Raw genomic sequence first — 22,903 nt, 5'->3', positions numbered from 1 at the left:
CTTGCCAAACCCGACGAGAGAGGGGCCAATCAGCCGGAAGACCGGGCATCCCGGACTGCAGCGAGGAAGAATAAAACCACGCTAGGAACGCTAATGGCGAGAATGATACCCGTGGGAAGGGTTCCGAGTTCCGGTTGTCCGGAGGAGAGTTCAAAAATCGAACCCACCGAGGCGATCGCCGCCACGCAGGAAGCGCCGAGAAAGAGGGAAGTTTTGGGAGACATGAACATGAGAAACCCTGACCAATAAAGTATGATTACAGTATCACTACGTCTGTGGAGATTTACTAAGGGTCAATGAAACCGCCCGGGGTTACAATTGAAGCCCAAAAAAACGGTTAACCCCTAATAGTTAACCGTTGACTCTTTCTTAAAGCATGGATTTAACGTCTTTCGTCGAAAACCCTTGTTTGGCAAGTTCTTCAGTTAGCGCCAAGTGATTTTCCACGCGATCGACAAAGAGGACACCATTGAGGTGATCCATCTCATGCTGAATGCAGCGAGAGACGATTCCATTCGCCGTCATTTTTTGAGGACGTCCCCGTTCATCTTTGTAAGCCACTTCGATAATTTCAGGGCGTTTAACATCCAAATAAACACCGGGAATACTCAGACAGCCTTCTTGATAGGTGCATTCATCGCCGCCGAATTTCTTGATCACCGGATTGATCAGGACCAGGGGGGGAGTTGCAGGGTTTTCCAAATCACAGTCAACGACAATCACTTGTTTGTGGACCCCGACTTGAGGTGCCGCCAATCCAATGCCATCCGCCGTGTACATACTCTGGAGCATTTCCCGCACCAGTTGGCGGATATCCGCATCCACTTGAGCAACGCGCTTGGCAGACTGACGCAGATCGCGATCGCCGAGATAACGAATATCCCGAGGTGGATGCTCTAACTTTTTCTTTTCGACAAGAACTTGAGAACTCATGAACTTAGGGGGTGCGGTTTCCGGCTAGGTTTTAATCTAGGCTTGTTATTTTGATCTTAACCTATTGATACAAAAGCCGCAGAGTCTCCCCTACCCTAAGTAAGGGAGACTGGGGCTAAAAAGGTCAGGGTTAACAGCCGTTAACCCCAATAGGCTGTCTTCTTAGTTTAAGAACAGCAAATTGCCCGTAGGAGCAAACCCTAGATCGTAAGCCGCGCCATCTACTATCTGAATCTCCGTAACCTTGGCATTGGCATCATTCGGATTGTCAATAGTAGTTAACGGAACCGACACCGAACTTTGTCCCGCAGTAAAGCTAATTGTGCCAGGTAATGCCGTGTAGTCCGTGCCAGCTACAGCCGTCCCAGCGGGAGTATAATTCACCGTCAGGGGGATGGCTTTATCACCAAAGCGGATAAATTGGAACTGGTTACCCGTAGGAGGGTCAGCCAAGACATCCGCAGCCCGTCCCACTACACTGATTTGAGGGGTCTCATTATCTTCAATGGTAACCACACTCTGAGTTTGTCCCTCTTTCAGTTCATAAACCTGGGTGGGCTCCGTTGACCCTTGCAGAGTAATGCGGACCGTTTCATCCGGTTCTGCATTACTATCATCCAAAGCCCGAACCGTCACGGTGATTGACGATTGACCATCTGGAATCACGGCTTGCCCAGTCAACAGGTCATAGTCTACACCATTGGCCGCAGTTCCGCCCCGCCCATAATTGACGGTCAAAGCTCCCGAGGTGATGGGATTACCAACACTATCTTCTCGCGAGATGGTCAAGACAGTCTGGGGGTTTGTGCCTTCCTTAATCCGTCCGGTGGCTGGACTGATGCGGACAATCGGTGAGTCATTATCGATCAGGATAACTTCCCCTTCTTGCTTGTCAGCGGCGATGTTGTAATCAGCCGTTTCATTCAGGATGACCTTAATGAATTCCTTCCCTTCGGGCAAACTGTCGTCCGTGGGATTGATAGTAATGGTAGCCGTGGAAGATCCTTCGGGAATGAAGACGGTATTGCTCGCCAAAGTGAAGGGTGCATTATTGAAGACGGCATTGTAGTCTTGACCCTCGACTGCTACTTCTGGATCGGTGGGTTCTGTCGGTGCTGTGGTATCAACCCGATAGGAAACCGTTAAGCCCCCGGCAGGAGCAGGGACTAGAGCACCATTGGCATCTCGCAGGGCGATCGTAAACACCCCTTCTCGGGTGGCCGGGGCTTGCAGGGCCCCCTGGGCCTCAAACGCCTCATTTCCCGGGGGAGTCACCTCAAGACTGACAACCAGTTGATCCATATCTTCAATTTGCAGGGGTGCTGCAGTGGTACTGAGTTCTACCCCCCCTGTGGGATTTGTCAACGATAAGTTGACGATTTTGAGACCATCGACTTGACCTAATGTCCCCCGTAAAATTGCTGTAGGTGGGAGTTGAATGGTTTTAGTTGCCGTCTCTCCATCAGCAAAGGAGACGGGAACCGTAACTGCCCCAAAATCCTCTCCCACATTCCCCGGTTGTCCCGGTGGATTTGTACTCGCTGAACCGGCAGCCAGAGAGATCTGAGCACTTACCTCGCCGCTGCTGCCATTGACTCGACGGACCTGGACTTGTCGGACTACGCTTCCATCTTCCTTAACTCGGAAACTCCCTTCTGCTGGAATGACAAACTCTAACTCTCCGGGATTATCATCGTCGATAATTTCGACCGTCGCGGTAGATTGGCTGCCTAAAACCGCAGTACCCGTGAGATTAGTCAGTTGTAAGCTAATCGTTTCCGTATCTTCAGCGAGGGTATCGTTAACGATGGGAATAGCAACCTGTTTGGCGGTGGTATCTCCCTCTGCAAACCGGATAGTAACCGGGACAAAATTCTCATAATCGTTTACCGCTGTTGCAGTTCCCGGATTGCTTTGAAGAACCACATCGGCACTAATCACCCCTTCGGTATTATTGCCGCGAGTCACCGTGACTAGCATGGCTTCGGGAGTCCCATTTTCATTAATGCGATAGGTGGCATTACTAAATTGAATGACACTCTCCTCGGGTTCGGGTTCGGGTTCGGGTTCGGTGGGTCCGGGTCCCGGGGTTACTGGAGGATTGACAATCGGAGGGGTGGGGATGTCTGGGAGTGGCGCTGCCTGCGGTGGAGGCGGAGGCGGTGGCGGTGCGAGTGGGGGTAGGAAATCATCCCGGGTAATCGCGCTGGCACTGACATTTTGCAAGATGGTCACGGTGCCGGTGAGGCGATCCAAAACGACGGTATTAACTGTCCCGTTGGCGTCGATCTCTTGGCGGAGGTCGAGATCATCAAAAGTGATGCCATCGGCTAAGAGTAGGAAATCTTGCCCATCGGTGAAGTCGGTAATTAAGTTTCGCGTCTGTTGTAAGAATCCCAATCCCGGGGAAATTACAAATTGGTCCGACCCTTGGCCGCCGGTCAGGGTATTGCTGCCTACGCCGCCAAAAATTACGTCATCGCCTTTATCCCCAAACAGCAGGTCATCTCCATCCTCGCCTCGAATGGTGTCGTTATCTTGACCGCCGTAAATGATATCGCCTCCAGAACCGCCGTCGATGAGGTCGCTACCTTCGTTGCCTAGGAGGAGGTCATTGCCTTCACCACCATTTACGAAGTCATTTCCCAGATTGCCAAAGAGGACATCATTTCCTTTGTCGCCAAATACTTGGTCATTATCTTGTCCAGCGTAGGCGGTATCATCTCCTTGACCCCCATAGAGGACATCATTTCCTCGGTTGCCAAAGAGGTTATCATTGCCTTCGTTGCCAAATAGAACATCGTTGCCGGAGCCACCGTAGGCGATATCGTTGCCTTCGTTTCCGTAAACGATGTCGTTTCCTGCGCCAAAGGATTCTGCGGTGAGGTCGTCGCCATAGAGGATGTCATCACCGGCACCGCCAACTACAAGGTCGTTGCCTTCGCTGCCATTGAGGATGTCGGCGCCGTCTTCCCCGTAGAGGGTATCGATACCAAGGCCACCAACGAGAATATCATTGTCCAGGCCACCATAGAGCAGGTCATTGCCATCATCGCCTGCGAGGAAGTCTTCCCCTGCGTCACCAATGATAAAGTCGTTGTCTTTGCCGCCATAAATAGTGTCGGTCCCCCCTTCTCCATCGAGGCTATCGTCACCCTGGTTACCGAACATTAGGTCATTGCCGATGCCACCGAGGATGAAGTCGTTACCAGTTCCTTCGGGGAGAGGGAGTCCGTCGCGAGTTAAGTCTCCGAAGAGGAAGTCGTCCTCTTTATTGCCTTGAATGAAGTCGTTGCCGGGACCGCCTGCGATCGTGTCGCTGCCTTGGTTTCCTTGAACACTATCACTGCCTGCATTCCCATAGAGGGTATCGTTCCCTGGGTTTCCAACGATGGTATCGTCGGCTAGGGAACCAATAAGGGTATCATCTCCGCCTTGGCCTTGGATGATTTGCCGTAAGGATAAATCTAAAAAAATTCCCTCTTCCTCTAAAGTTCGAGAGGATTCTAGGGGATCGCTTTCATCTAATCCGGGTAGGTTGGATCCGGGGAGATTCGTCGCCTGGGGATTGTTCGGGTCTCTAATTTCTGCCATTTTGGGAACTCTATCTACAGAATAGTTTTGGGGAATACTAAACTCATCACTCGGAGTTTTTTAGGACCGATCGCTCGGCTTGATCATTAAAAAGTAGGGGTTGTCATCGCTTCTTTACATGGGCGATCGCTCACTAATACTCAGATGCACTCAAGATAAATTCAATAAAACTTGCACCCTCCTCCTGTTTTTGCGATTGGGTTTTTACAATGCACCCATTCCCTCTAATTGGACAATGGCAGTGCCTTATCGAACCGAAGATGAGGAACCCGAGAATCATGGGCCGTCCCCATTTTGGATGGAAATACACCCTTAGCACCATAGACCAATATTTACGAGATGTAAATGGTAGTCATTGGCTAATTTTTGGCGTCTGAGAGGATACCCCTAGGTTACTCTCTTTTATTCTGAGTCCCCGGATCGGGAACGACCCCCTCCCGACGGTTTTTACAATTCCCAGTCCGGAGGAGGAACAAGTGATTTTTCCTGAAGCCTTCTGGATTTGGCTCACAGTCAGTTTTTTGGGATTATACCCAAATTTCCTAAAATAGCTATCAGTGGCGGCTCAAAGAGTTGGGCAACAGTCGATTTTTTTGCGCTCACGCTTTTATGGGAATTTTTAAATACTTTAGTGAGAACCCGACTCTGGAATTGTAAGGCAAAGTAGGAACGGGGAGGGGGGTTAGTCGATGATTGCTCTCCTGGAACCGTGAGGGATGATGAGGGGAGATTCGGTAAGAGGAGCGGGGTAGGGCGCCGGGATATATCCAGGGGTAAGGGAAGAGGGAATTAAACTTGAGAATTAAGGATTAATCTAATCATCCTGATTAGGGTTTAATTCTTAATTCTCAAGGTTCAAACCTCACCGATTCCCAAGAACGGGAATGCTTATCTGAGGAAAAGTTTAATGCCTGACCTATCGGCCCCGGTGTTCCTCCAATAACGCCTGAGCACGGGGCTTATAAACCAGATAAAATAACGCCTCTAAGTAGCGTAACATATCCTCACGATTTTCCTTGGAAGTATAATTCCAGAAGCCGTAAATTTTAGAAAGGGACAACAGGCGGGTGGTATGAATTTTCCAAGTATAGGTGGTGTAAACCCGCTCGATCGCCCGTTGGGAAATTTCCTCCCAATAATGGGGATTTTGCTGATGTTTGGACACAAATTCCAGCAGTTTCTCGGCGGTTTCTTCTAAATTCGTGGGGTTGATGTAGAATCCATTCACCTTATCCTGAATGATTTCTAACGGACCCCCGAACTGGGTGGCAAAGGTGGGCAAACCGGAAACCATTGCCTCTAAAATAGTCAGGCCAAAGGCTTCAAATAAAGCCGGTTGCACAAAGATGCCCTTATGGTCAGCAATCACCCGATACAATTCCCCAGAATCGCTCTTAGAGAGTCGAACTCCCAACCAGCGAATCTTATTATACAAATTGTATTGCTCAATGATGCCATACAATTTTTGCATTTCGCTGATTTCTTCCGTATCCGTAGACTCCTCTGGCCGCAATTTCCCAGCCACTAGAATCAGATTACAGTGTTCTTGCAGTTCTGGACTGCGGCCAAAACATTCGGCAAGACCCGTCAAATTCTTAATCCGGTCCAGACGGGCTACGGAAAACAGAATTTGCTTGCTAGGGTCTTCCAGCTTTCCGAAGACTTGAGTGGGGTCATCCAGAGTCAAGAGCAGTTCCTCCAGTCGTTCCCGGTTGGAGGGGATGCGGTCTTGGGTGCGGGTGTACGGAAAATAGACCGTTTCATTCACCCCAGGGGCGACGACGTTGAATTTAGGAGAAAATAACTCGATGCCGTTGACCACATGATACAGATCCGGCATGGTAAAACAGGCGTAGGATTCATACTGCCCCACACTAGAGGGAGTCCCCACAATCTCCTGATAGGTGCTGCTAATAATGAAGTTGGCAGCATTCATGGCAATCAAGTCGGCGGTAAACTGGAGAGAAAAGTGATATTGACTTTCCAGGTCTTGCCAGTAGAGATTACTGAAGAGATACTTAGATTTTTCTAAGGCATGAGCGATGTTGCATTGGGTGACTTTTAGGCGACGTGCCAACAGGAATGCTACTAAGTTTCCATCAGAATAGTTGCCGACGATTAAATCGGGTTTGCCTTGAAATTCGGCTAGGAGTTCTTTTTCAGCATCAATGGCGTAGGTTTCTAAATAGGGCCAGATTTCAAAGCGAGAAATCCAGTTTTGGGTCATTTTAGGATTCTGTTCACGGAAGGGAACTCGCAGAATCCAGCCATTATCGGTGCCGTAAATTTTTTCGAGGCGTTCGTTACAGCGAGTGCCATCGGCATTGGGGATTAACCGGGACAGGACGACGACTTTGGGATGAACGCCTAATGTATCCAAGCCGCCGAGTTTAAATTCTTCTTGCAGTTGTTTTTCTAAGCTGCGGGCTTGATCCAGGACATAAACGACTTGGCCGCCGGTGTCGGGTCGTCCGAGCACGCCTTCTTGACCAAACCACCCATGCACGGAGACGAGGACGATGCGAAAGATCATGGGAATCCGGGAGATGAAGGATTCCAGTCCTGCATCGTTAGGGGAGTCGATGAGTTCGTCGAGAATTTCTAGGGTGGCATGGACGCGACCAGCAGTATTACCCCAACCGGGTTCAAATCCTAGGATTTGTAGGTCAAATCGGAAGTTTTCAAATGATTCTTCTCGGGGCCGATCGCCCACGAAGGAGAGGGCTTGTTTGACTTTCTGGGACAATTCCCGCCGGTTTTTAATCCGTTGGTTAATCAGTAATTGCAGCCCGTTATACTGATGCAGACTCAAAAATTCATAGAGGAGTTCGAGGGTCTGCTCTGGATCTTGAAATAACTTGCTCGACAGGTAGCGATTGAGGAACTGGACTCCTTTACCGATGTTTTTGGGGTCGCGAATGATGGGGGAATAGTCGTAAAAGGGGGCAAAGTCCAGTTCTAGGACATCCCCCTCGTTCGGGTGGTGGTGATTGACGAGGCGATCGCGCAAATCTAGCAATTCCTGCACGGTCATGGCCTCTACGGTCAGGTCCTCTAAGATCCGAAAGATTTTTTGAGAGGCAATCTTAGGCCGGATAATCATGCAGAGGCTTTCATTTTCCAGAATGATTTCCTGGGTATATAAAATCAGTTTTCCGAGATGGGAAGAGTGATAAAAATCTGAGGGCTTTTCATGGTGTGTACAGTAGTCTGAGAAGGCACGGACGATATCATTTCTCAAAAAATACTGCTGCCCTGTGGTGCGTAATTCGCTGGCAAACTGACGCAGATCGATTTTTTCGTCACTTTTGAGGACGGCTTCTATCAAGTCTGACATCCAATACTCCTTACTACGTTCGACAAGTGAATGTGTTTTCACTCAAATTAAAGGTCATAACTATGTCGATCGCCTCTGTCTGTAGAGGAAGATATCTCCCGATTGACACTGGATATTGTGGATGAAGCACTATCAACTGATTGGTTATTATACGCGATCTCGCAGGAGGGGTCACGGTTGCCGAGGCGATCGGGTCCAATTGTCTGTCGCTGCGGTGGGCGATCGCTTTTGGAGTAGCCTCTTTTTCACGAGCCTATTTTGCCTTGAGTGACCCCGTTGTCTACTCACCCCAATCTCAGGACTGCTATTTTTCCAAGTTGCCGGAGAAAATTCCGGTCACTTATATTAATGCCCGACGCTTCTACAGGGATGCTCTAGGGGGCCTAAAACCTGAGTTGTGCTGGCCCCGCCTACTTTATTAGACCGCTGGCAACAAAAAGGATTAATCCCCCCAACCGATTGGCGTTATTAAGGCGAGCTTAAGAGAATTGGGCATGAGGGTTGTTATCCTTTTAGGTTTTTTTGTCTATATTTGATGACATGGGAACCCCCACTTTTATCGGAAACCATAGCTCATCTTGGGGGGATTCTCAGTTTTCAAGCGCTAATTTTTTTTATCTGCTTCCAGTTTTTTTAGGGATATCAACCCTAGAGGGGATTAATTTGGAGATAACCTCGGATGTAAACCCGAGGAATTTCTGGAGGGGTTTAAATCCCGGGGCAAATTGCACCCTCATCCAGAGGTCCTCTGCGGTGGCGATCGCCGGGTTTCTCGCCCTCCAATGCCAGGGCTAGAAAGCTTTGAGGGTGCTGCTGTGCAACCCATAGAATCCGGATTTTAGTGGGCGATCGCCAGACCTCCAGCCAGAGCATCTTTCTTTCTCCTGCTTTAAGTTTGAGGGCATTTTCCTACGGTATATACTGTGTTTTCCCCTTTGTCTATTTCTTCAGGAATAACTGAGTTATAACGGAGTTTACATCTAAAGATTGATGCGCCTTACTGTGATTGTAGATAAATTGGTTACAAGCAAGCAATGTTTTAAGGAGACTGCTTTTTATGAAGAGTTCTAAATTGTCCACAATTTTAAGCGCCACTGTTCTCAGTGCAGGTTTAGCTTTCGCGCCTTCCATTTTACCGGCCTCTGCTCAATCGAGCCCCGGAACTGACACGAACCAAGGAAATGAAACTCAACAGGTTTATGAGACCCGCGAAGGGACTCGAAGTGTCGAAGAAGATAATGATAATGGAGATTGGGGCTTACTAGGCTTGTTAGGCTTACTGGGTCTGGCTGGTTTAGCCGGTCGTAATCGCCACGAATCCCCTACTTATTATGCCGATCCGGCTCGCGATCGCGAAGAAGTGACTGGTCGGTCCTCGACGACTTATCGCTAAACCTAAAAAAAGCGAGCAATTTTTGCCTAAGTTTTAATCAAGTTATAAATGCGGTAGCATCTTGTCTGATGTTACCGCATTTTGTTTTTGGAGGCGACTGGTCCCCAGGGTGGCCTCTGATACGGAATGCGGTTGGCAAAGGTCTATAAAAACCCACACCCTCAAGGGTGGGTCTATACGGACGTAGACGCGCTAGCGGCTTCGGTGAAGGGTAGCCCGAGAAGCGCGGGCTAAAAGCGAAAACCTACTTTTACCAACCGGATTTGGTATGAGCCAATATACCGGCTTTCAAAGTTCAATCCTAGGTTGATTTTAACTGGCTGCAGGGTTGAGCAATCCGAATGGAATCTATCGGGTTTTTAAAGGGCCGAAAATGGGGTGTTTGACCCGAACATTCTGGATCCCGAATCGGGCTGGGAAAGACATAATCATCTCATGTTGGCTGGCTCATCCCCCCTGACCTAACTCCCTTTCCCCCCACCTCTTTTAAGAGGAGAGGGAGGTATAATCCATTTTTTTTAGGGCTGTACGGGGGAGAAGAGGTTAATCCACCGGACTTTATATAAAAAGGCTCCCTAGGATTAGAGAGCCTTTTTGTATAAAATTAGGGGGTTATTGCCAGGAATAGGCCCCTACACTTTTTGTATAAAATACTTAAAGTGCCGCTGCTTTGGCAGCAATATTATCGGCTGTATATCCAAACCGTTCTAAGGCGATCTCACCGGGAGAGGAGACACCGAAGCGATCGACGCTGATCGAGGAACCTTGGTCGCCGAAGTAACGATGCCAGCCATAGCTGGAACCGGCTTCTACAACCAGACGTTTCTTAACGGCTTTGGGAAGCACGGATTCGCGATAGGCTTCGTCTTGTTCGTCAAACAGTTCGCAGCTAGGCATGGAGACGACACGGACTTTCTTCCCTTGTGCACGGAGCTTTTCAGCCGCTTCGGCGCACAGATAGAGTTCGCCGCCAGTTCCGATCAAGATGATGTCCGGAGTGCCTTCACTATCGGAGATAATGTAACCGCCTTTAGCAACGCCTTCAAGGGAGGTTCCCTCCAGGTTGGGCAGGTTTTGGCGAGACAGGGCCAATAGGGAAGGATAGGGATGATCTGCACCAATGCCTTTGGCTTTTTCGATCGCGACTTTGTAGGCACCGGAGGTTTCGTTGCCATCTGCCGGACGCAGCACGATCAGGTCAGGAATGGCGCGTAGAGAGGGGATATGCTCGATGGGTTGGTGAGTGGGGCCGTCTTCACCCAAGGCAATGGAGTCGTGGGTCATGACCCAGATTACCCCAGCTTGAGAGAGGGCCGACAGACGAATGGCACCGCGCATATAGTCGGTAAACACCAGGAAGGTGGCACCGTAGGAGATTAAACCGGAACCATGCAGGGCGATACCGTTGCAAATTGCGCCCATGCCATGTTCGCGGACGCCGAAGCGGACGTTGCGGTTTTCATAAGCACCTTTTTGGAAATCTTTGGAAGATTTCAGCAAGGTTTTGTTGGAGGGGGCTAAGTCAGCGGAACCGCCGATCAAGTCGGGGAGGACTCCAGCGATCGCATTCAAGCAAGCACCGGATTGGTTCCGGGTGGCATCGGCTTTCTCACCGGGTTGGAAGGTGGGGAGGGATTTGTGCCAGCCATCGGGGAGTTTGCCACTCATCATCCGTTCTAAAACGGCAGCTTCTTCGGAATACTCAGCTTTGTAGCGAGTCCAGAGGCTGTTCCATTCTTCTTCATATTTAGCACCGCGATCGACCGCTTTGCGGAAGTGGCCGAGGGCATCTTCCGGTACTTCAAACGGGCCATAGTTCCAGCCGAGGTGGTCGCGAGTGGCTTGGACTTCGGATGCACCGAGGGCTGCACCGTGGACATCATGGCTGTTCGCTTTGTTGGGAGAACCGAAGCCGATGGTGGTGGTGACTTTGATTAAGGTGGGCTTGTCGGTGACGGCTTTAGCTTCGGCGATCGCCTTGGCAATGGCATCCAGGTCGGTGTTACCATTTTCGACGTGGAGGACGTGCCAATTGTAGGATTCAAAGCGCTTGCTGACATCTTCAGTAAAGGAGATGTCTGTGGAACCATCAATGGAGATGTGGTTGTCGTCGTAGAAAGCGATCAGTTTACCCAGTCCCCAGTGACCGGCTAAGGAGCAAGCTTCGCCGGAAATCCCTTCCATGTTGCAGCCATCACCCAAAATAACGTAGGTGTAATGGTCAACGATGGTGAGGTCGGGTTTGTTAAATTTGGCGGCGAGGTGGGCTTCAGCCACAGCCAAACCCACAGCATTAGCAATTCCTTGACCGAGGGGTCCGGTGGTGACTTCGACGCCTTCGGTTTGGAAGTTTTCGGGGTGACCCGGGGTTTTGGATTCCCACTGACGGAATTGTTTGAGGTCCTCTAACTCTAAGCCTCTGTAGCCGGTGAGATACAGGAGGGCGTACTGAAGCATACAGCCGTGGCCCGCAGAGAGGACGAAGCGATCGCGGTTGAACCACTTGGGGTTTTTGGGGTTAAACCGCATAAACTGATCCCACAGGACGAACGCCATCGGCGCTGCACCCATTGGTAAACCGGGGTGACCGGAGTTGGCTTTTTCCACAGCATCGATCGCCAGGAAGCGGATGCTGTTGATGCAGAGTTCTTCGAGAGATTGTTTGGTAGGAGCAGATACGGCCATAGTTTCTTTTGTGTAAATGAGGGTCTGTTGTCTAAGCTTGGTCTGGTAATGGAGGACGATTGGGGGTGATGAGCGAAAGTTACCCCGTCGCGATCGCCCCAAACAGGTAATCCCATGATCCCATTACCCGGATCGATGGGCAAGGGTCAAGTGACAAGGAGGGAGTATTGAGAATGAAAGCCGCTATCTGTAGGCTTAACCGTTCAGGTGAAACTCGAAAACAAACTTCATCCGGCAACCTTGTCACCTTTAACCCTTTACTGGTATTTGGCAAAGGCGAGGGTGACGTTATGTCCCCCAAACCCAAAGGAATTGGAGAGTGCTACATTCACTGGGCAATCCCGGCTGTGATGGGGCACATAATCAAGGTCGCACTCCGGATCTGGATTTTCCAGGTTAATCGTCGGGGGCACTTTATCATTGGCGACTGCCATGACTGTGGCTACCGCTTCAATGCCGCCAGAACCCCCTAGCAAATGTCCGGTCATTGACTTTGTAGAGCTGACTGCTATCTTGTAAGCATGGTCTCCCAAAGCGTTTTTAATCGCGTTGGTTTCGGTCTTATCGTTGGCAGCGGTACTGGTGCCGTGAGCATTGATGTAGCTCACCTGTTCCGGGGTGATTCCGGCATCTTTCATTGCCAGTAACATCGCTCGGGTGGCCCCTTCACCACCGGGGACGGGGGAGGTCATGTGATAGGCATCACAGGTCATGGCATAGCCTACCATTTCGGCATAAATTTTTGCCCCTCTGGCCAGAGCGTGCTCCAGTTCTTCGAGGAGTAAAATGCCCGCCCCTTCGCCCATCACAAATCCATCGCGATCGCGATCAAAAGGACGGCAGGCATGAAGCGGATCATCATTCCGGGTGGAAACCGCCCGCGCTGCTGCAAACCCCGCAACGGATAGCGGTGTCACTGCCGCTTCGGTTCCGCCACAAAGCATCGCTTGAGCGTATCCGCCTTGGATGAGGCGAAAGGCATCTCCCACGGCATTGGAACCCGCTGCACAAGCCGTCACCACACAAGAATTTGGCCCCTTGGCTCCGGTATGAATGGCAGTCAAACCTGCCGCCATGTTGGCGATCATCATCGGGACCATGAATGGACTGCATCGGTCCGGTCCGCGATCGAGGTAGATCGTTTGCTGATCTTCCATTACCTTCATGCCACCGATGCCATTGCCGATGACAATCCCCACCTGATCGGCGTTGAGTTCATTAATCTCGAAACTCGCGTCGGAGATCGCTTGCTTACTCGCGGCGATCGCAAACTGAGCAAATCGATCCATGCGCTTGGCTTCTTTTTTTTCCAAGTAGTCATGGGGGTCAAATCCTTTCACTTCACCGGCAATCCGGCAGGAATGACTCGACGGATCGAATAGGGTAATGGGACCAATGCCATTACGTCCGCTCAACAACCCTTCCCAATAGTCCTGTAAGGTATTGCCGATGGGCGTAACGGCACCCAGACCCGTAACAACAACTCGTTTTCGTTCTAAGCTGGTCATGATTGCGGTATCTCTTGCTGCCACACCAAACACGCAGAATCCAGGTGAAAGCAGTCGGCTTTATGCTTTTGCTGCAACTTGGCTCTCGATGTATTTCACTGCCTCTTGGACGGTGGTGATTTTTTCTGCTGCTTCGTCCGGAATTTCAATATCAAAGTTTTCTTCTAATGCCATCACCAGTTCCACTGTATCCAGGGAATCAGCGCCGAGATCTTCGGCAAAGCTGGCGGAAGGGGTGACTTTCTCCCCTTCAACTTCCAGTTGCTCCGTGACAATTTTCTTGACTTGGGAAAAAATATCTTCTTGACTCATGGGGATGTCCTCTTTGAATGCAGCAAATCATAACAAATTTGGGTTCGGGTGGGGCCGTTCTAACGTGGGATTGTCCCTGCCCGGTTTGGTCGCTCTGGCCCTTAGTCGTTTCTAAAACTCCTATGCCCGATGACTGGCTCAAGGCCGTTTTCCCATCTTATCTGAAAGATGCATCACCCACACGCGATTTCTGATGTCATTTGTTATTTGTCATTTGTCCTTGGTCATTTGTCACTCGTCCAATAACCAATGACCAAGGACCCTTCTAAAATTAAGCCGGAATTAAGATAAGGACTGTGCAGCGCCCCAGGCCAGATCATAATAATAGAAGAGGCGATCGCCTTGAGCTCACTTACGGCGATCGCCTCCTACCGTCCTCTCAACTGTGCCACTGCCATGCCATCAGTTACCCTCAAATACGCTTACTTTCCCGGCTGTGTTGCTCAAGGCGCTTGCGGCGAACTCTATCAATCCACTGCCGCCTTAACCAAAGCCCTCGGTATCGAACTGCTGGAACTCAAAAAAGCCTCATGCTGTGGTTCCGGCACCTTTAAAGAAGACTCCCGCCTCCTAGAGGATACGGTCAACGCCCGCAATATTGCCCTCGCCGAACAACTCAATCTCCCCTTACTCACCCATTGCAGCACTTGCCAAGGGGTCATCGGTCATGTGGATGAGCGTCTCAAGGATTTCCAAACCTCTGACCCCGCTTATGTCAACCAGATTAATGGGTTACTGGAAAAACAAAACTGTTCTCCCTACCAAGGCACTACGGAAGTCAAACATCTATTATGGGCATTGGTCACGGATTATGGTCTCGATGAGCTCCAAAAACGCGTGACTCGCAAGCTGAGTGGACTCAAATGTGCGGCATTCTATGGCTGCTATCTGCTGCGCGCTCAAAAAACTATCCCTTATGATGACCCCTATCAACCGGAATCGATGGAAAATGTATTTCGGACGGTAGGGGCCACGCCTGTCTATTATCCGGGCCGCACCCAGTGCTGTGGCTGGCCCCTTTCCAGTTATGCCACAGACCAAGCGTTTCAAATGGCGGGGAACCACCTAGATGAGGCGATCGCGGCAGGTGCGGATTGTTTAGTCACCCCTTGTCCTCTATGTCACCTCAACCTAGACTCCCGGCAACCGGAGGTGGCTAAATTCATCGGTCATAAGTTAGATCTGCCGGTCCTCCACCTGCCGCAATTAGTGGCGTTAGCGTTAGGCATCCCCCCCAAAGCACTGGGGTTAGATCGTCACGTAGTATCTACTCGACCCGTTTTAGAAAAATTGGGACTCTAAAACTCATCCCCCGTTCGTAGTAACGCCTGAAGGCGTTACTACGAACGGGGGAATGGATTGAGCGACCTTGATGGCAGGTCCCTGGAAACTTGTAAAGATTTATGACAAAAGGATGAACCTAGGCGGGTTGGAAACCGCTTAAGCCCGATCGCCACCCTCCCCCTCTAGTAAAAGCACCGGGCAATATATTACGATCTTTTAAGTTCTCGTTCCTTTTCTGAGAGGAATAGGTAGGACTACGATAAACTAAGCCAAGATTTCGACAGCTTTAACGCTTACTCTAGCGCTTAAAGCGGCTATTACCAGATCCAAAAATTTGTTGAGAACACGTTGGGAGCTTATAATCCATGTCTCATGCCGTAAAAATCTATGACACCTGCATCGGTTGTACACAATGCGTTCGGGCTTGTCCCTTAGACGTTCTGGAGATGGTCCCCTGGGATGGCTGTAAAGCTGGTCAGATTGCCTCTTCTCCCCGGACTGAAGACTGTGTAGGTTGCAAGCGTTGCGAAACTGCCTGTCCGACAGACTTTTTGAGCATCCGAGTCTATCTCGGCGCTGAAACGACTCGCAGTATGGGTCTGGCTTACTAGAGTTGGATGATTTGAAGGCACTTTGGGTTCAAGAGTGCTTTTAAAACATTTAGAATTGAAATAGAAAGAGGGAGCCTTGCGCCCCTCTTTTTTCGCGTCCCTGTGCTTCAGGCCAGGGGAACTCATTTCCGGAATCAGAGACTAGGCAGGGGAAGAGACTATCAACTTGCTGTAGGGATTATTTGCATCCACGATCGCGCTGTCGATTTCTGCTCATACCGGGCGATCGCCACTTGAGACGTTAGGAAACTATAAAGGGATGTGATTATAGCAGAAACAGCACGGAAAAACTAAAATTCTATCCATTGCACCGTATCGAGAGGAGTTAACGGATAAATGTGCGGAATTGTTGGCTATATTGGCACTCAAGCGGCGAAAGATGTTTTACTCGCCGGACTGGAAAAACTAGAATATCGCGGTTACGATTCAGCAGGTGTAGCAACGATTTGGGATGGGAAGGTCACTTGTGTCCGGGCCAAAGGTAAACTCCATAACCTGCGAGAAAAAATCCAAGGCATCGACAATCCCGCTCAAATCGGCATCGGACATACCCGGTGGGCGACTCACGGTAAACCGGAGGAATACAACGCTCATCCCCACATGGACACTCATGGCAAAGTGGCGGTGGTCCAAAATGGGATTATTGAAAATTATCGGGAGTTGCGCGAAGAACTCAAGGGTAGAGGACATGAGTTCCGATCCGATACGGATACGGAGGTCATCCCCCATTTAATTGCGGAGTTGATGACTGAACCGATGGTGGATGCACCGGGGTTTATGCCGTTAATCTCGCAGTTTTTTGAGGCGGTGCGCAAGGCGGTGAATAAGTTAGAAGGGGCATTTGCGATCGCCGTGATTTGTAGTGACTACCCCGATGAACTGATTGTCGCCCGACAGCAGGCCCCTTTAGTGGTGGGATTTGGCCAGGGGGAATTTTTCTGTGCCTCGGATACTCCGGCGATCATGCCCTATACCCGCGCTGTCTTGGCGTTGGAAAATGAAGAAATGGCCCGGTTGACACCGTTAGGGGTGGAGGTTTATAACTTTGCAGGCGATCGCCTCAAAAAAACTCCCCGAGTCCTCAACCTGAACCCGGTCTTGGTGGAAAAACAAGGATTCCGCCACTTCATGCATAAGGAGATTTACGAACAACCGGCAGTGGTCCGCACCTGTTTGGAAGCCTATTTTAACCGGGAGTGGCAACCGGGGGATAATCAAGTTGCGCCGATTAATTTGGGAATTAATCCAGAACTGTATAAGGATTTGCAACAGATTGAAATCCTCGCTTGTGGGACCAGTTGGCACGCTGGGTTAGTTGGGAAATACTTGCTGGAACAGTTGGCGGGAATTCCCACTTCGGTCAACTATGCCTCAGAATATCGCTATGCACCGGCCCCCTTGCGCCCCTACACCCTGGCGATCGGCATCAGTCAGTCGGGAGAAACGGCGGATACTCTGGCGGCCCTAGCAATGGAAAACCAGCGCCGAACTGGACTTTCTGCTGCCTATCAAGCGCGACTCTTGGGGATTACCAATCGTCCCGAGTCTTCCTTGGGGAACCTTGTCCCCGACATTATTAATACCCATGCTGGAATTGAAATCGGGGTGGCGGCAACAAAGACCTTTGTGGCGCAGTTGATGGCATTTTATAGTTTAGCCTTGGACTTAGCCTATCAACGCAAAACCCTCCCAGAAGCACGCATCGAGGAAATTATCCAAGGATTGCGCCAACTTCCGGTACAAATTGAACAGGTGCTGAGTTCTCAAGAAGGTAGTATTGAGGAGTTGGCCCATGAATTTGCCGAGACTCAGGATTTTATCTTCTTAGGACGAGGGATTAATTTCCCGATCGCCTTGGAAGGGGCGTTAAAGCTGAAGGAAATCAGCTATATCCATGCGGAAGGATATCCCGCAGGGGAGATGAAACATGGACCGATCGCCCTGTTGGATGCCAAAGTGCCGGTGGTGGCGATCGCTATGCCGGGAACCGTCTACGAGAAAGTGATTTCCAACGCCCAAGAAGCAAAAGCGCGGGATGCCCGCCTGATTGGGGTCACTCCGCAAAATGGGTTTGACGCAGCAGAGATTTTTAACGATGTCTTACAAGTCCCCGTTGTAGACGAGTTACTCTCACCTATTTTAGCGGTCATCCCGTTACAGTTACTCGCCTATCACATCGCAGCCCGACGCGGTTTAGATGTGGATCAACCCCGTAATTTGGCGAAGTCAGTCACGGTGGAGTAAATAGAGTAAGTTTTATGTGAGAAAAAGCAGCCTTTTCCGAGGCTGCTTTTTTGTGGCAAAATTTCCTCGTGAGGGGGCTTCAGCCGCGTCACGAGAAAGACCCCACCCCCCCAACCCTCTCACCAAGACATCGGGGAGGGGGAAGAACTGTTCGTGATTGAGATGCTCCCTATTCATTCTGATTGATACAGCTCCTCTAAAATCGTTTGAATTTGCTCCGGTGTTATATCTTCTGGCTCTGGTTTGCTATAAATCGTCAACAATAAAATACTGGTTTCTGATTCCAGCAAATAAATAATGCGATAGCCGCTACTTTTTGCTTTTTGGATATTACTATTTTTGGCTCTAACCTTGTAAATATAAAGGTTTTCGCCAAAACCAGAAAGGCGATCGCCTAATCGAGAGCCTTGTTGTAATGCCTCAATGACTACCTGAGTATCAGAACGAATATTGCGATATTTCTTCGCTAGTTTTTTGAGGTTATTGCGATATTCAGGTGTTAAATCAATGTTGACGAGTTCAGGATTATTCGGCATCAATTCCCTCCCACATTTGTTCTAAGGGAATTCTTCTTCCGGCTTTAGCATCTTGCAAGGCTCGGATTAAACTAGCTTTAATTTCCTCGGCGGGAGTATCATCCGGATCCAAGTCATCTTCATCGGATATCAAGAGAATCACTTTGACTCGGCTCTCGGATTTAATGTCTAAAGGTTCATCTAACAAAAGTTGACCCTTATCATCGACTTTGCCCATGACTTCAACTGCTTTCATTGCTTGACCTCAAATTGTGTGTTAGGCTGTCACTCAAACCGCCTTTTTATAGGTTCATGGGTTCAGTTTAGCAAATTTCCCTTTTTTTCCTTGTGAGGGAGCTGAAGCCCCCTCATGAGAACACCCAGTTTCTAACCCTTAAAACTGGACCAGAAACCGGGTTTCTCACCGCCTTTCATGGCAATTGCCAACATCTGATTAAGAAACCCGGTTTCTAACCCTTGAAATTGCACCACTATCGGTAACTCCGGGTGGGACCGATGGGTTTAGAAATATTCTTCATCTACGCAAATCTCTTCCGGGGGAATTTTGACAATTTTTCCATCCTGCCAGACTACAATCGGACGCCCCAATTGTTTGTGACGCAAAAAGGCACGATTGGCGGCAACTTTTAAAGCGCGATCGATGAGGGTTCTCTCCTCAAAAATTTCAGAGATGGATTTTGACGGTTGTTCGTTCATGGGTTAAATTCTCCTGTAATCCTCTCCCAGGTTTGAGCATTATGAATAGTTTCCTGAATATCCCGGATGCCACTGGCGATAATTCTAGCACCAGCCGGATTAGAATTGTCACAAAACGGTCAAATACTCTTCAATCATCATAGATTTTCCGTAGATTGCAAAAGTTGAATCTGCTCTTGCAATGTCGTCCACATTTGATAAAAAGCGTTCCATTCCACAAAGTCAATTTGATCTCCTAATTTTCCGGAGTGGAATAGTTGAGAGAATTCAGCCGATGACATTTGATACTGTTGTTCAAAAATTTGCATTTCGGCTTCGAATTCCTGATTTTTTTGCCGAGACTCCGCCAATTCTTGGCTAATAATTTTGTCTAATGTCTGGTTGATGAGATCATTAGATTTCCCTTGGTGATAAAGGGTTTCTAAAATTTTCAATTTGGCGAGAACTTGAGAGGGGATTGACATGGTTATATTGTCCGATAAAAGTTTATAAAATGAGAACCCAGTTGCTTGAGCCAATCTGGGGACAAATTCCCCAATTATCGCCCCAACCAGGTTTCTGGCACTCGCCCCTATTTTACTACAGCCCTAAACTTCCTGATTCCACTCCCGCTCAATCCGTTCTAAATCCTTTGCTGCACCTAGTTGTTGATAGATTTGATAGGATTTCTGGTAATGCTGCTGGGCAATTTCTTCATTCCCACGTTTGCGCCAGAGTTGCGCGATGTCAAAATTTGCTTCCGCAATATGCAAAGTCATTCCCAATTCTTCCATCTGTACCAATGCTTCAGTTAAATATTTTTCAGCAGCATCGAGATTGCCTTTGACGAGTTCGTTTTCTCCCAGACAACCCCAAGTTGCTGCCATCCCCGAGCGATCGCCCAATTCGGTTCTCAATGCCAAAGATTGCTGATACAGACGCTCCGCCTGATCCCAGTTGCCCCGATTTCGCTGGATATCTCCCAACACTCCCCAAGAGGTTGCCATGCCAGATTTATCGCCCAATTCGGTTCTCAGTTGCAAAGATTGCTGATACAGACGCTCCGCCTCATCACAGTTGCCCTGAAGTTGCTGGATATCTCCCAACTGTCCCCAAGAGGTTGCCATACCGGAGCGATCGCCCAATTCAGTGCTCAATTCCAAAGATTGCCGAAACAGACGCTTTGCCTCATCCCAGTTGCCCCGATTTCGCTCGAGATATCCCAACAGTCCCCAACAGGATGCCATCCCTTGGCGATCGCCCAATTGGGTTTTAACTTTTAAAGATTGCCGATACAGACGCTCCGCCTCATCCCAGTTGCCCCGAAGTCGCTCGATAGAACCCAAACTTGCCCAAGAGGATGCCATACTGGAAAGATCGCCCAATTCAGTGTCAATTGCTAAAGATTGCCGAAACAGATGCTCCGCCTCATCCCAGTTGCCCCGTTTTCCCTCAATATATCCCAAACTTGCCCAAGAGGATGCTATCCCCGAGCGATCGCCCAATTCGGTACTCAGTTGCAAAGATTGCCGAAACAGACGCTCCGCCTCATCCCAGTTGCCCCTCAGTCGCTCAATAGAACCTAACAGTCTCCAAGAGGTTGCCATCCCTTTGCGCTCCCGCAATTGGGTTTTAACTTCCAAATATTGCCGAAACAGACGCTCCGCCTCATCCCAGTTGCCGCGATCCTGCTGGATATATCCCAAACTTGCTTGTAATCCAGCAATCAAACTCTTATTTTTTTGTTTTTGTGCGATAGTTAAAGCATTCTGATAATATTCTTCTGCTTCATCCCAATTCCCCCAATCCCGATATCTCAAACCAATTCGCGATAGATAATAAGGACGAGTCCCCTCATCAACATGGGGTAAGATTTGCTCATACAAATCTTTTAAGAGGTTCCCGTATCCCCAGGGTGTTAGATAATCCTCTATTTGTCCCATCAATAAACTAGATGCCTCGTTATAAATTCCCAACATGAAGGCAAAATACTGTGCCTCCAAAAGCGGGCGCAAATCTTGTAAGGTTTTGGGATTTTCTACCGTCTTCCCCGTACAGTAGAACTTATAAACCCGTTGCATCAGTTGCGGTAATTCGGCTTGATATTGCCCTTGCAAGTATTCAACCATCAAGCGATGGAGGTCATAATACCACTCACACTGCTCCTTATCATAGCGACGCTGCACTAAGGAACTATTCACCAAGCGCATGACAATTTCTTGGGTATCTTTGACTTCCGCTTTGGTCAATTCTGCCGGTTCTTCTAAAAGTGCTGCCATCTCAAACCGCTTGTTTTTCTCTCTGTCATCGGTGTACAGGCGCAAAAAGGTCAAACCCTGGATATCGATGCCGACGCGCAAGACGCACATTCGCCGCAATAAGTCTAACCCTGCCTGACTTTGCCGCCCGAGTTGCGCTTGCAGAATCGGTTCTGCTTCTTCTGTCACCAGTTCCGGATGTTTCCGCAGATACCCGGGACTTTCGGCCCCGATCGCCGCCAATTGGGTCAAAATAAAGGCATTCCCTTTGACTCGTTCCGCAATCCATCGGCAATCTTCCTCACTATCTTCCGATCCGCGCTGACGCAAGATTTCCACTCCATCCGTATCCTCAACCCCAGACAAGGGGAGAACTTCCACTAATTTCGGGTCGGGTTTCGGGTTCCGGGCACGAGTATCAGTTAAATCCACGGGGAATTCTCGACTGGTGAGAATCAGGGTTGAGCAATGATTGCGGTAAGCAAAGGCATGAAGCAACTCGCCCCATTCTGGAGACAGCGCTTTACCGCAGTCGGGATGGTGAGCGGGGTGTAAAATATCTTCCAGGTTATCCAGCACGACAACGCTGCGCTGTTTTGTCAACCCCTCCAGAATTTGGGTGATTTTTTCCCCTGCGGTTTTCAGGGGTTCAGGGGTTTCGATGTCTAATCCCCGCAGGAGAAACTCTGCCACGGCATCAAAACTGGTCCCTTGGTAGGTTTTTAAATACAATGCTTTCTGATAGGGACAGGTGGCGGTGAGGGTAGGCGGTTGCAACTGCACTCCCAAGGTTTCCAGGAGTTTCACCGCTAAACTGGTTTTGCCGATGCCCCCTTGTCCGATAATTGTCAGCACTTTCGGGGGAGTTTCGGGGGCGAGTAATTTGGTTTTTAACTCCTGTAACAAAGCATCGCGCCCCACCCACACGGGGATTTCAGCGATGGTTTCCAGTCCCACGGTTTGGATCCCTTTGCTCTGGGGTGGTGGAGGCGGCGTTGTGTCTTGATTCGTTTCCACTACCGGGGGAACCGATCCGCTTTGACTGTCGCGAGACTGGGGCGATTGTTTCTCGTACCACAGTTCCTCTAGTGGTTGCAGGTTCTTCTCTTTATCTTGACTCCACAATTTTAGGGTAAATACCCAATCCTCAGATCCTTTGATGGTGGCGCGGTTATCGTGCAAGATGCCAAGGAAGTCTTTGAGGTAATAGCTGAGGAGTTCGCCGATAATTTTCTTGAGTTGCGTCTCAGATGTCTTAGGACTCGGTTTAAATTCGGTTTTATCCCGCACCAAATACCGCAGCGCTTGCAGAGTAGTATTGACGATGAGCAGAGTTTCATCATTTTTATCCCAGCTAACGCTCAGGTTGTTAATCCGATCGCTGTTGTTCAGTTCATAGTCCAACAATGCCTCAACCAGAAGCTGAACTCGTATTTTGGGAGTATTGCCGTGAGCTTTTTTCGCCATCGCTGCAAGGGAATGAGAGTAAAAACCGAGTTTGCGGGTTCCGGAATCCGAAAGAAGTTTCGGGAA

At 49.4% G+C, this 22,903-nt stretch carries 18 protein-coding genes; 5 read left to right on the top strand and 13 right to left on the bottom strand.

Translation table 11 applies throughout. The features are described from left to right. Positions 1 to 29: 29 nt before the first annotated feature. From NG792_RS01715 to NG792_RS01700, 4 genes are all read right to left on the bottom strand, one after another. Entirely contained in the window at positions 30 to 230 is a 201-nt protein-coding gene (locus tag NG792_RS01715) for a hypothetical protein (RefSeq protein WP_261201492.1), read from the bottom strand. Between the two features lie 139 nt (positions 231 to 369). Beyond that, positions 370 to 933, bottom strand: coding sequence for a peptide deformylase (gene def, locus NG792_RS01710; RefSeq protein WP_261201493.1), 564 nt, complete (start codon positions 931 to 933; stop codon positions 370 to 372). 162 nt (positions 934 to 1,095) lie between these two features. Beyond that, positions 1,096 to 4,527: a Calx-beta domain-containing protein gene (locus tag NG792_RS01705; protein WP_261234277.1), complete on the bottom strand. Its 3,432-nt coding sequence runs from the start codon at positions 4,525 to 4,527 to the stop codon at positions 1,096 to 1,098. A gap of 916 nt (positions 4,528 to 5,443) precedes the next feature. Next, complete coding sequence (locus NG792_RS01700; protein ID WP_261234381.1) at positions 5,444 to 7,864, bottom strand: sucrose synthase; 2,421 nt, start codon at positions 7,862 to 7,864, stop codon at positions 5,444 to 5,446. A gap of 140 nt (positions 7,865 to 8,004) precedes the next feature. On the opposite strand from NG792_RS01700, the gene NG792_RS01695 reads away from it, so the two are divergent. Beyond that, positions 8,005 to 8,286, top strand: a complete 282-nt coding sequence (locus NG792_RS01695; RefSeq protein ID WP_261201497.1) for a hypothetical protein — start codon at positions 8,005 to 8,007, stop codon at positions 8,284 to 8,286. A gap of 286 nt (positions 8,287 to 8,572) precedes the next feature. Here NG792_RS01695 and NG792_RS01690 read toward each other — a convergent pair whose 3' ends face one another. Beyond that, on the bottom strand, positions 8,573 to 8,737 hold the full coding sequence (locus NG792_RS01690) for a hypothetical protein (protein ID WP_261234276.1): 165 nt from the start codon (positions 8,735 to 8,737) through the stop codon (positions 8,573 to 8,575). A 184-nt stretch (positions 8,738 to 8,921) separates the two neighbouring features. On the opposite strand from NG792_RS01690, the gene NG792_RS01685 reads away from it, so the two are divergent. After that, positions 8,922 to 9,257, top strand: a complete 336-nt coding sequence (locus NG792_RS01685) for a WGxxGxxG family protein (RefSeq protein ID WP_261234275.1) — start codon at positions 8,922 to 8,924, stop codon at positions 9,255 to 9,257. 654 nt (positions 9,258 to 9,911) lie between these two features. Here the strand turns inward: NG792_RS01685 and tkt are convergent. The 3 genes from tkt to acpP form a co-directional block, all read right to left on the bottom strand. Next, positions 9,912 to 11,942, bottom strand: coding sequence for a transketolase (gene tkt / locus NG792_RS01680; RefSeq protein ID WP_261201501.1), 2,031 nt, complete (start codon positions 11,940 to 11,942; stop codon positions 9,912 to 9,914). A gap of 257 nt (positions 11,943 to 12,199) precedes the next feature. Then, positions 12,200 to 13,450: a beta-ketoacyl-ACP synthase II gene (fabF, locus tag NG792_RS01675; RefSeq protein WP_261234274.1), complete on the bottom strand. Its 1,251-nt coding sequence runs from the start codon at positions 13,448 to 13,450 to the stop codon at positions 12,200 to 12,202. 60 nt (positions 13,451 to 13,510) lie between these two features. Then, complete coding sequence (gene acpP, locus NG792_RS01670) at positions 13,511 to 13,762, bottom strand: acyl carrier protein (protein ID WP_261234273.1); 252 nt, start codon at positions 13,760 to 13,762, stop codon at positions 13,511 to 13,513. A gap of 396 nt (positions 13,763 to 14,158) precedes the next feature. On the opposite strand from acpP, the gene NG792_RS01665 reads away from it, so the two are divergent. From NG792_RS01665 to glmS, 3 genes are all read left to right on the top strand, one after another. Next, positions 14,159 to 15,064 (top strand): CoB--CoM heterodisulfide reductase iron-sulfur subunit B family protein, encoded by a 906-nt coding sequence (locus NG792_RS01665; RefSeq protein WP_261234380.1) that lies wholly within the window; start codon positions 14,159 to 14,161, stop codon positions 15,062 to 15,064. Between the two features lie 347 nt (positions 15,065 to 15,411). Further along, entirely contained in the window at positions 15,412 to 15,657 is a 246-nt protein-coding gene (gene psaC / locus NG792_RS01660) for a photosystem I iron-sulfur center protein PsaC (protein ID WP_007355303.1), read from the top strand. Positions 15,658 to 15,993: 336 nt separating this feature from the next. Next, the gene (gene glmS / locus NG792_RS01655) at positions 15,994 to 17,901 is read left to right on the top strand and encodes a glutamine--fructose-6-phosphate transaminase (isomerizing) (RefSeq protein WP_261234272.1); all 1,908 of its coding nucleotides are present in this window, start codon (positions 15,994 to 15,996) and stop codon (positions 17,899 to 17,901) included. Between the two features lie 173 nt (positions 17,902 to 18,074). Here the strand turns inward: glmS and NG792_RS01650 are convergent, their stop codons facing one another. The 5 genes from NG792_RS01650 to NG792_RS01630 all read right to left on the bottom strand — a co-directional run bounded on the left by NG792_RS01650 (position 18,075) and on the right by NG792_RS01630 (position 22,837). Continuing rightward, positions 18,075 to 18,437, bottom strand: a complete 363-nt coding sequence (locus NG792_RS01650) for a type II toxin-antitoxin system RelE family toxin (RefSeq protein WP_261234271.1) — start codon at positions 18,435 to 18,437, stop codon at positions 18,075 to 18,077. After that, entirely contained in the window at positions 18,427 to 18,672 is a 246-nt protein-coding gene (locus NG792_RS01645) for a type II toxin-antitoxin system RelN family antitoxin (RefSeq protein WP_261234270.1), read from the bottom strand. Before NG792_RS01645 ends, NG792_RS01650 begins: the two co-directional genes overlap by 11 nt. 266 nt (positions 18,673 to 18,938) lie before the next feature. Next, positions 18,939 to 19,133 carry a hypothetical protein gene (locus NG792_RS01640; RefSeq protein WP_261234269.1) on the bottom strand — a complete coding sequence of 65 codons (195 nt, stop codon included), beginning with the start codon at positions 19,131 to 19,133 and terminating at the stop codon, positions 18,939 to 18,941. 137 nt (positions 19,134 to 19,270) lie between these two features. Further along, on the bottom strand, positions 19,271 to 19,597 hold the full coding sequence (locus tag NG792_RS01635) for a flagellar basal body rod protein FlgC (RefSeq protein ID WP_261234268.1): 327 nt from the start codon (positions 19,595 to 19,597) through the stop codon (positions 19,271 to 19,273). 123 nt (positions 19,598 to 19,720) lie between these two features. Then, positions 19,721 to 22,837: a tetratricopeptide repeat protein gene (locus NG792_RS01630; RefSeq protein WP_261234267.1), complete on the bottom strand. Its 3,117-nt coding sequence runs from the start codon at positions 22,835 to 22,837 to the stop codon at positions 19,721 to 19,723. Between the last annotated feature and the right edge of the window lie 66 nt (positions 22,838 to 22,903).

The sequence above is a fragment of the Laspinema olomoucense D3b genome, from assembly GCF_025370785.1.
GTDB lineage: Bacteria > Cyanobacteriota > Cyanobacteriia > Cyanobacteriales > Laspinemataceae > Laspinema > Laspinema olomoucense.
Note: the sequence above shows the minus strand (reverse complement) of the source record. Positions and strands in the feature narration are given on the sequence as shown.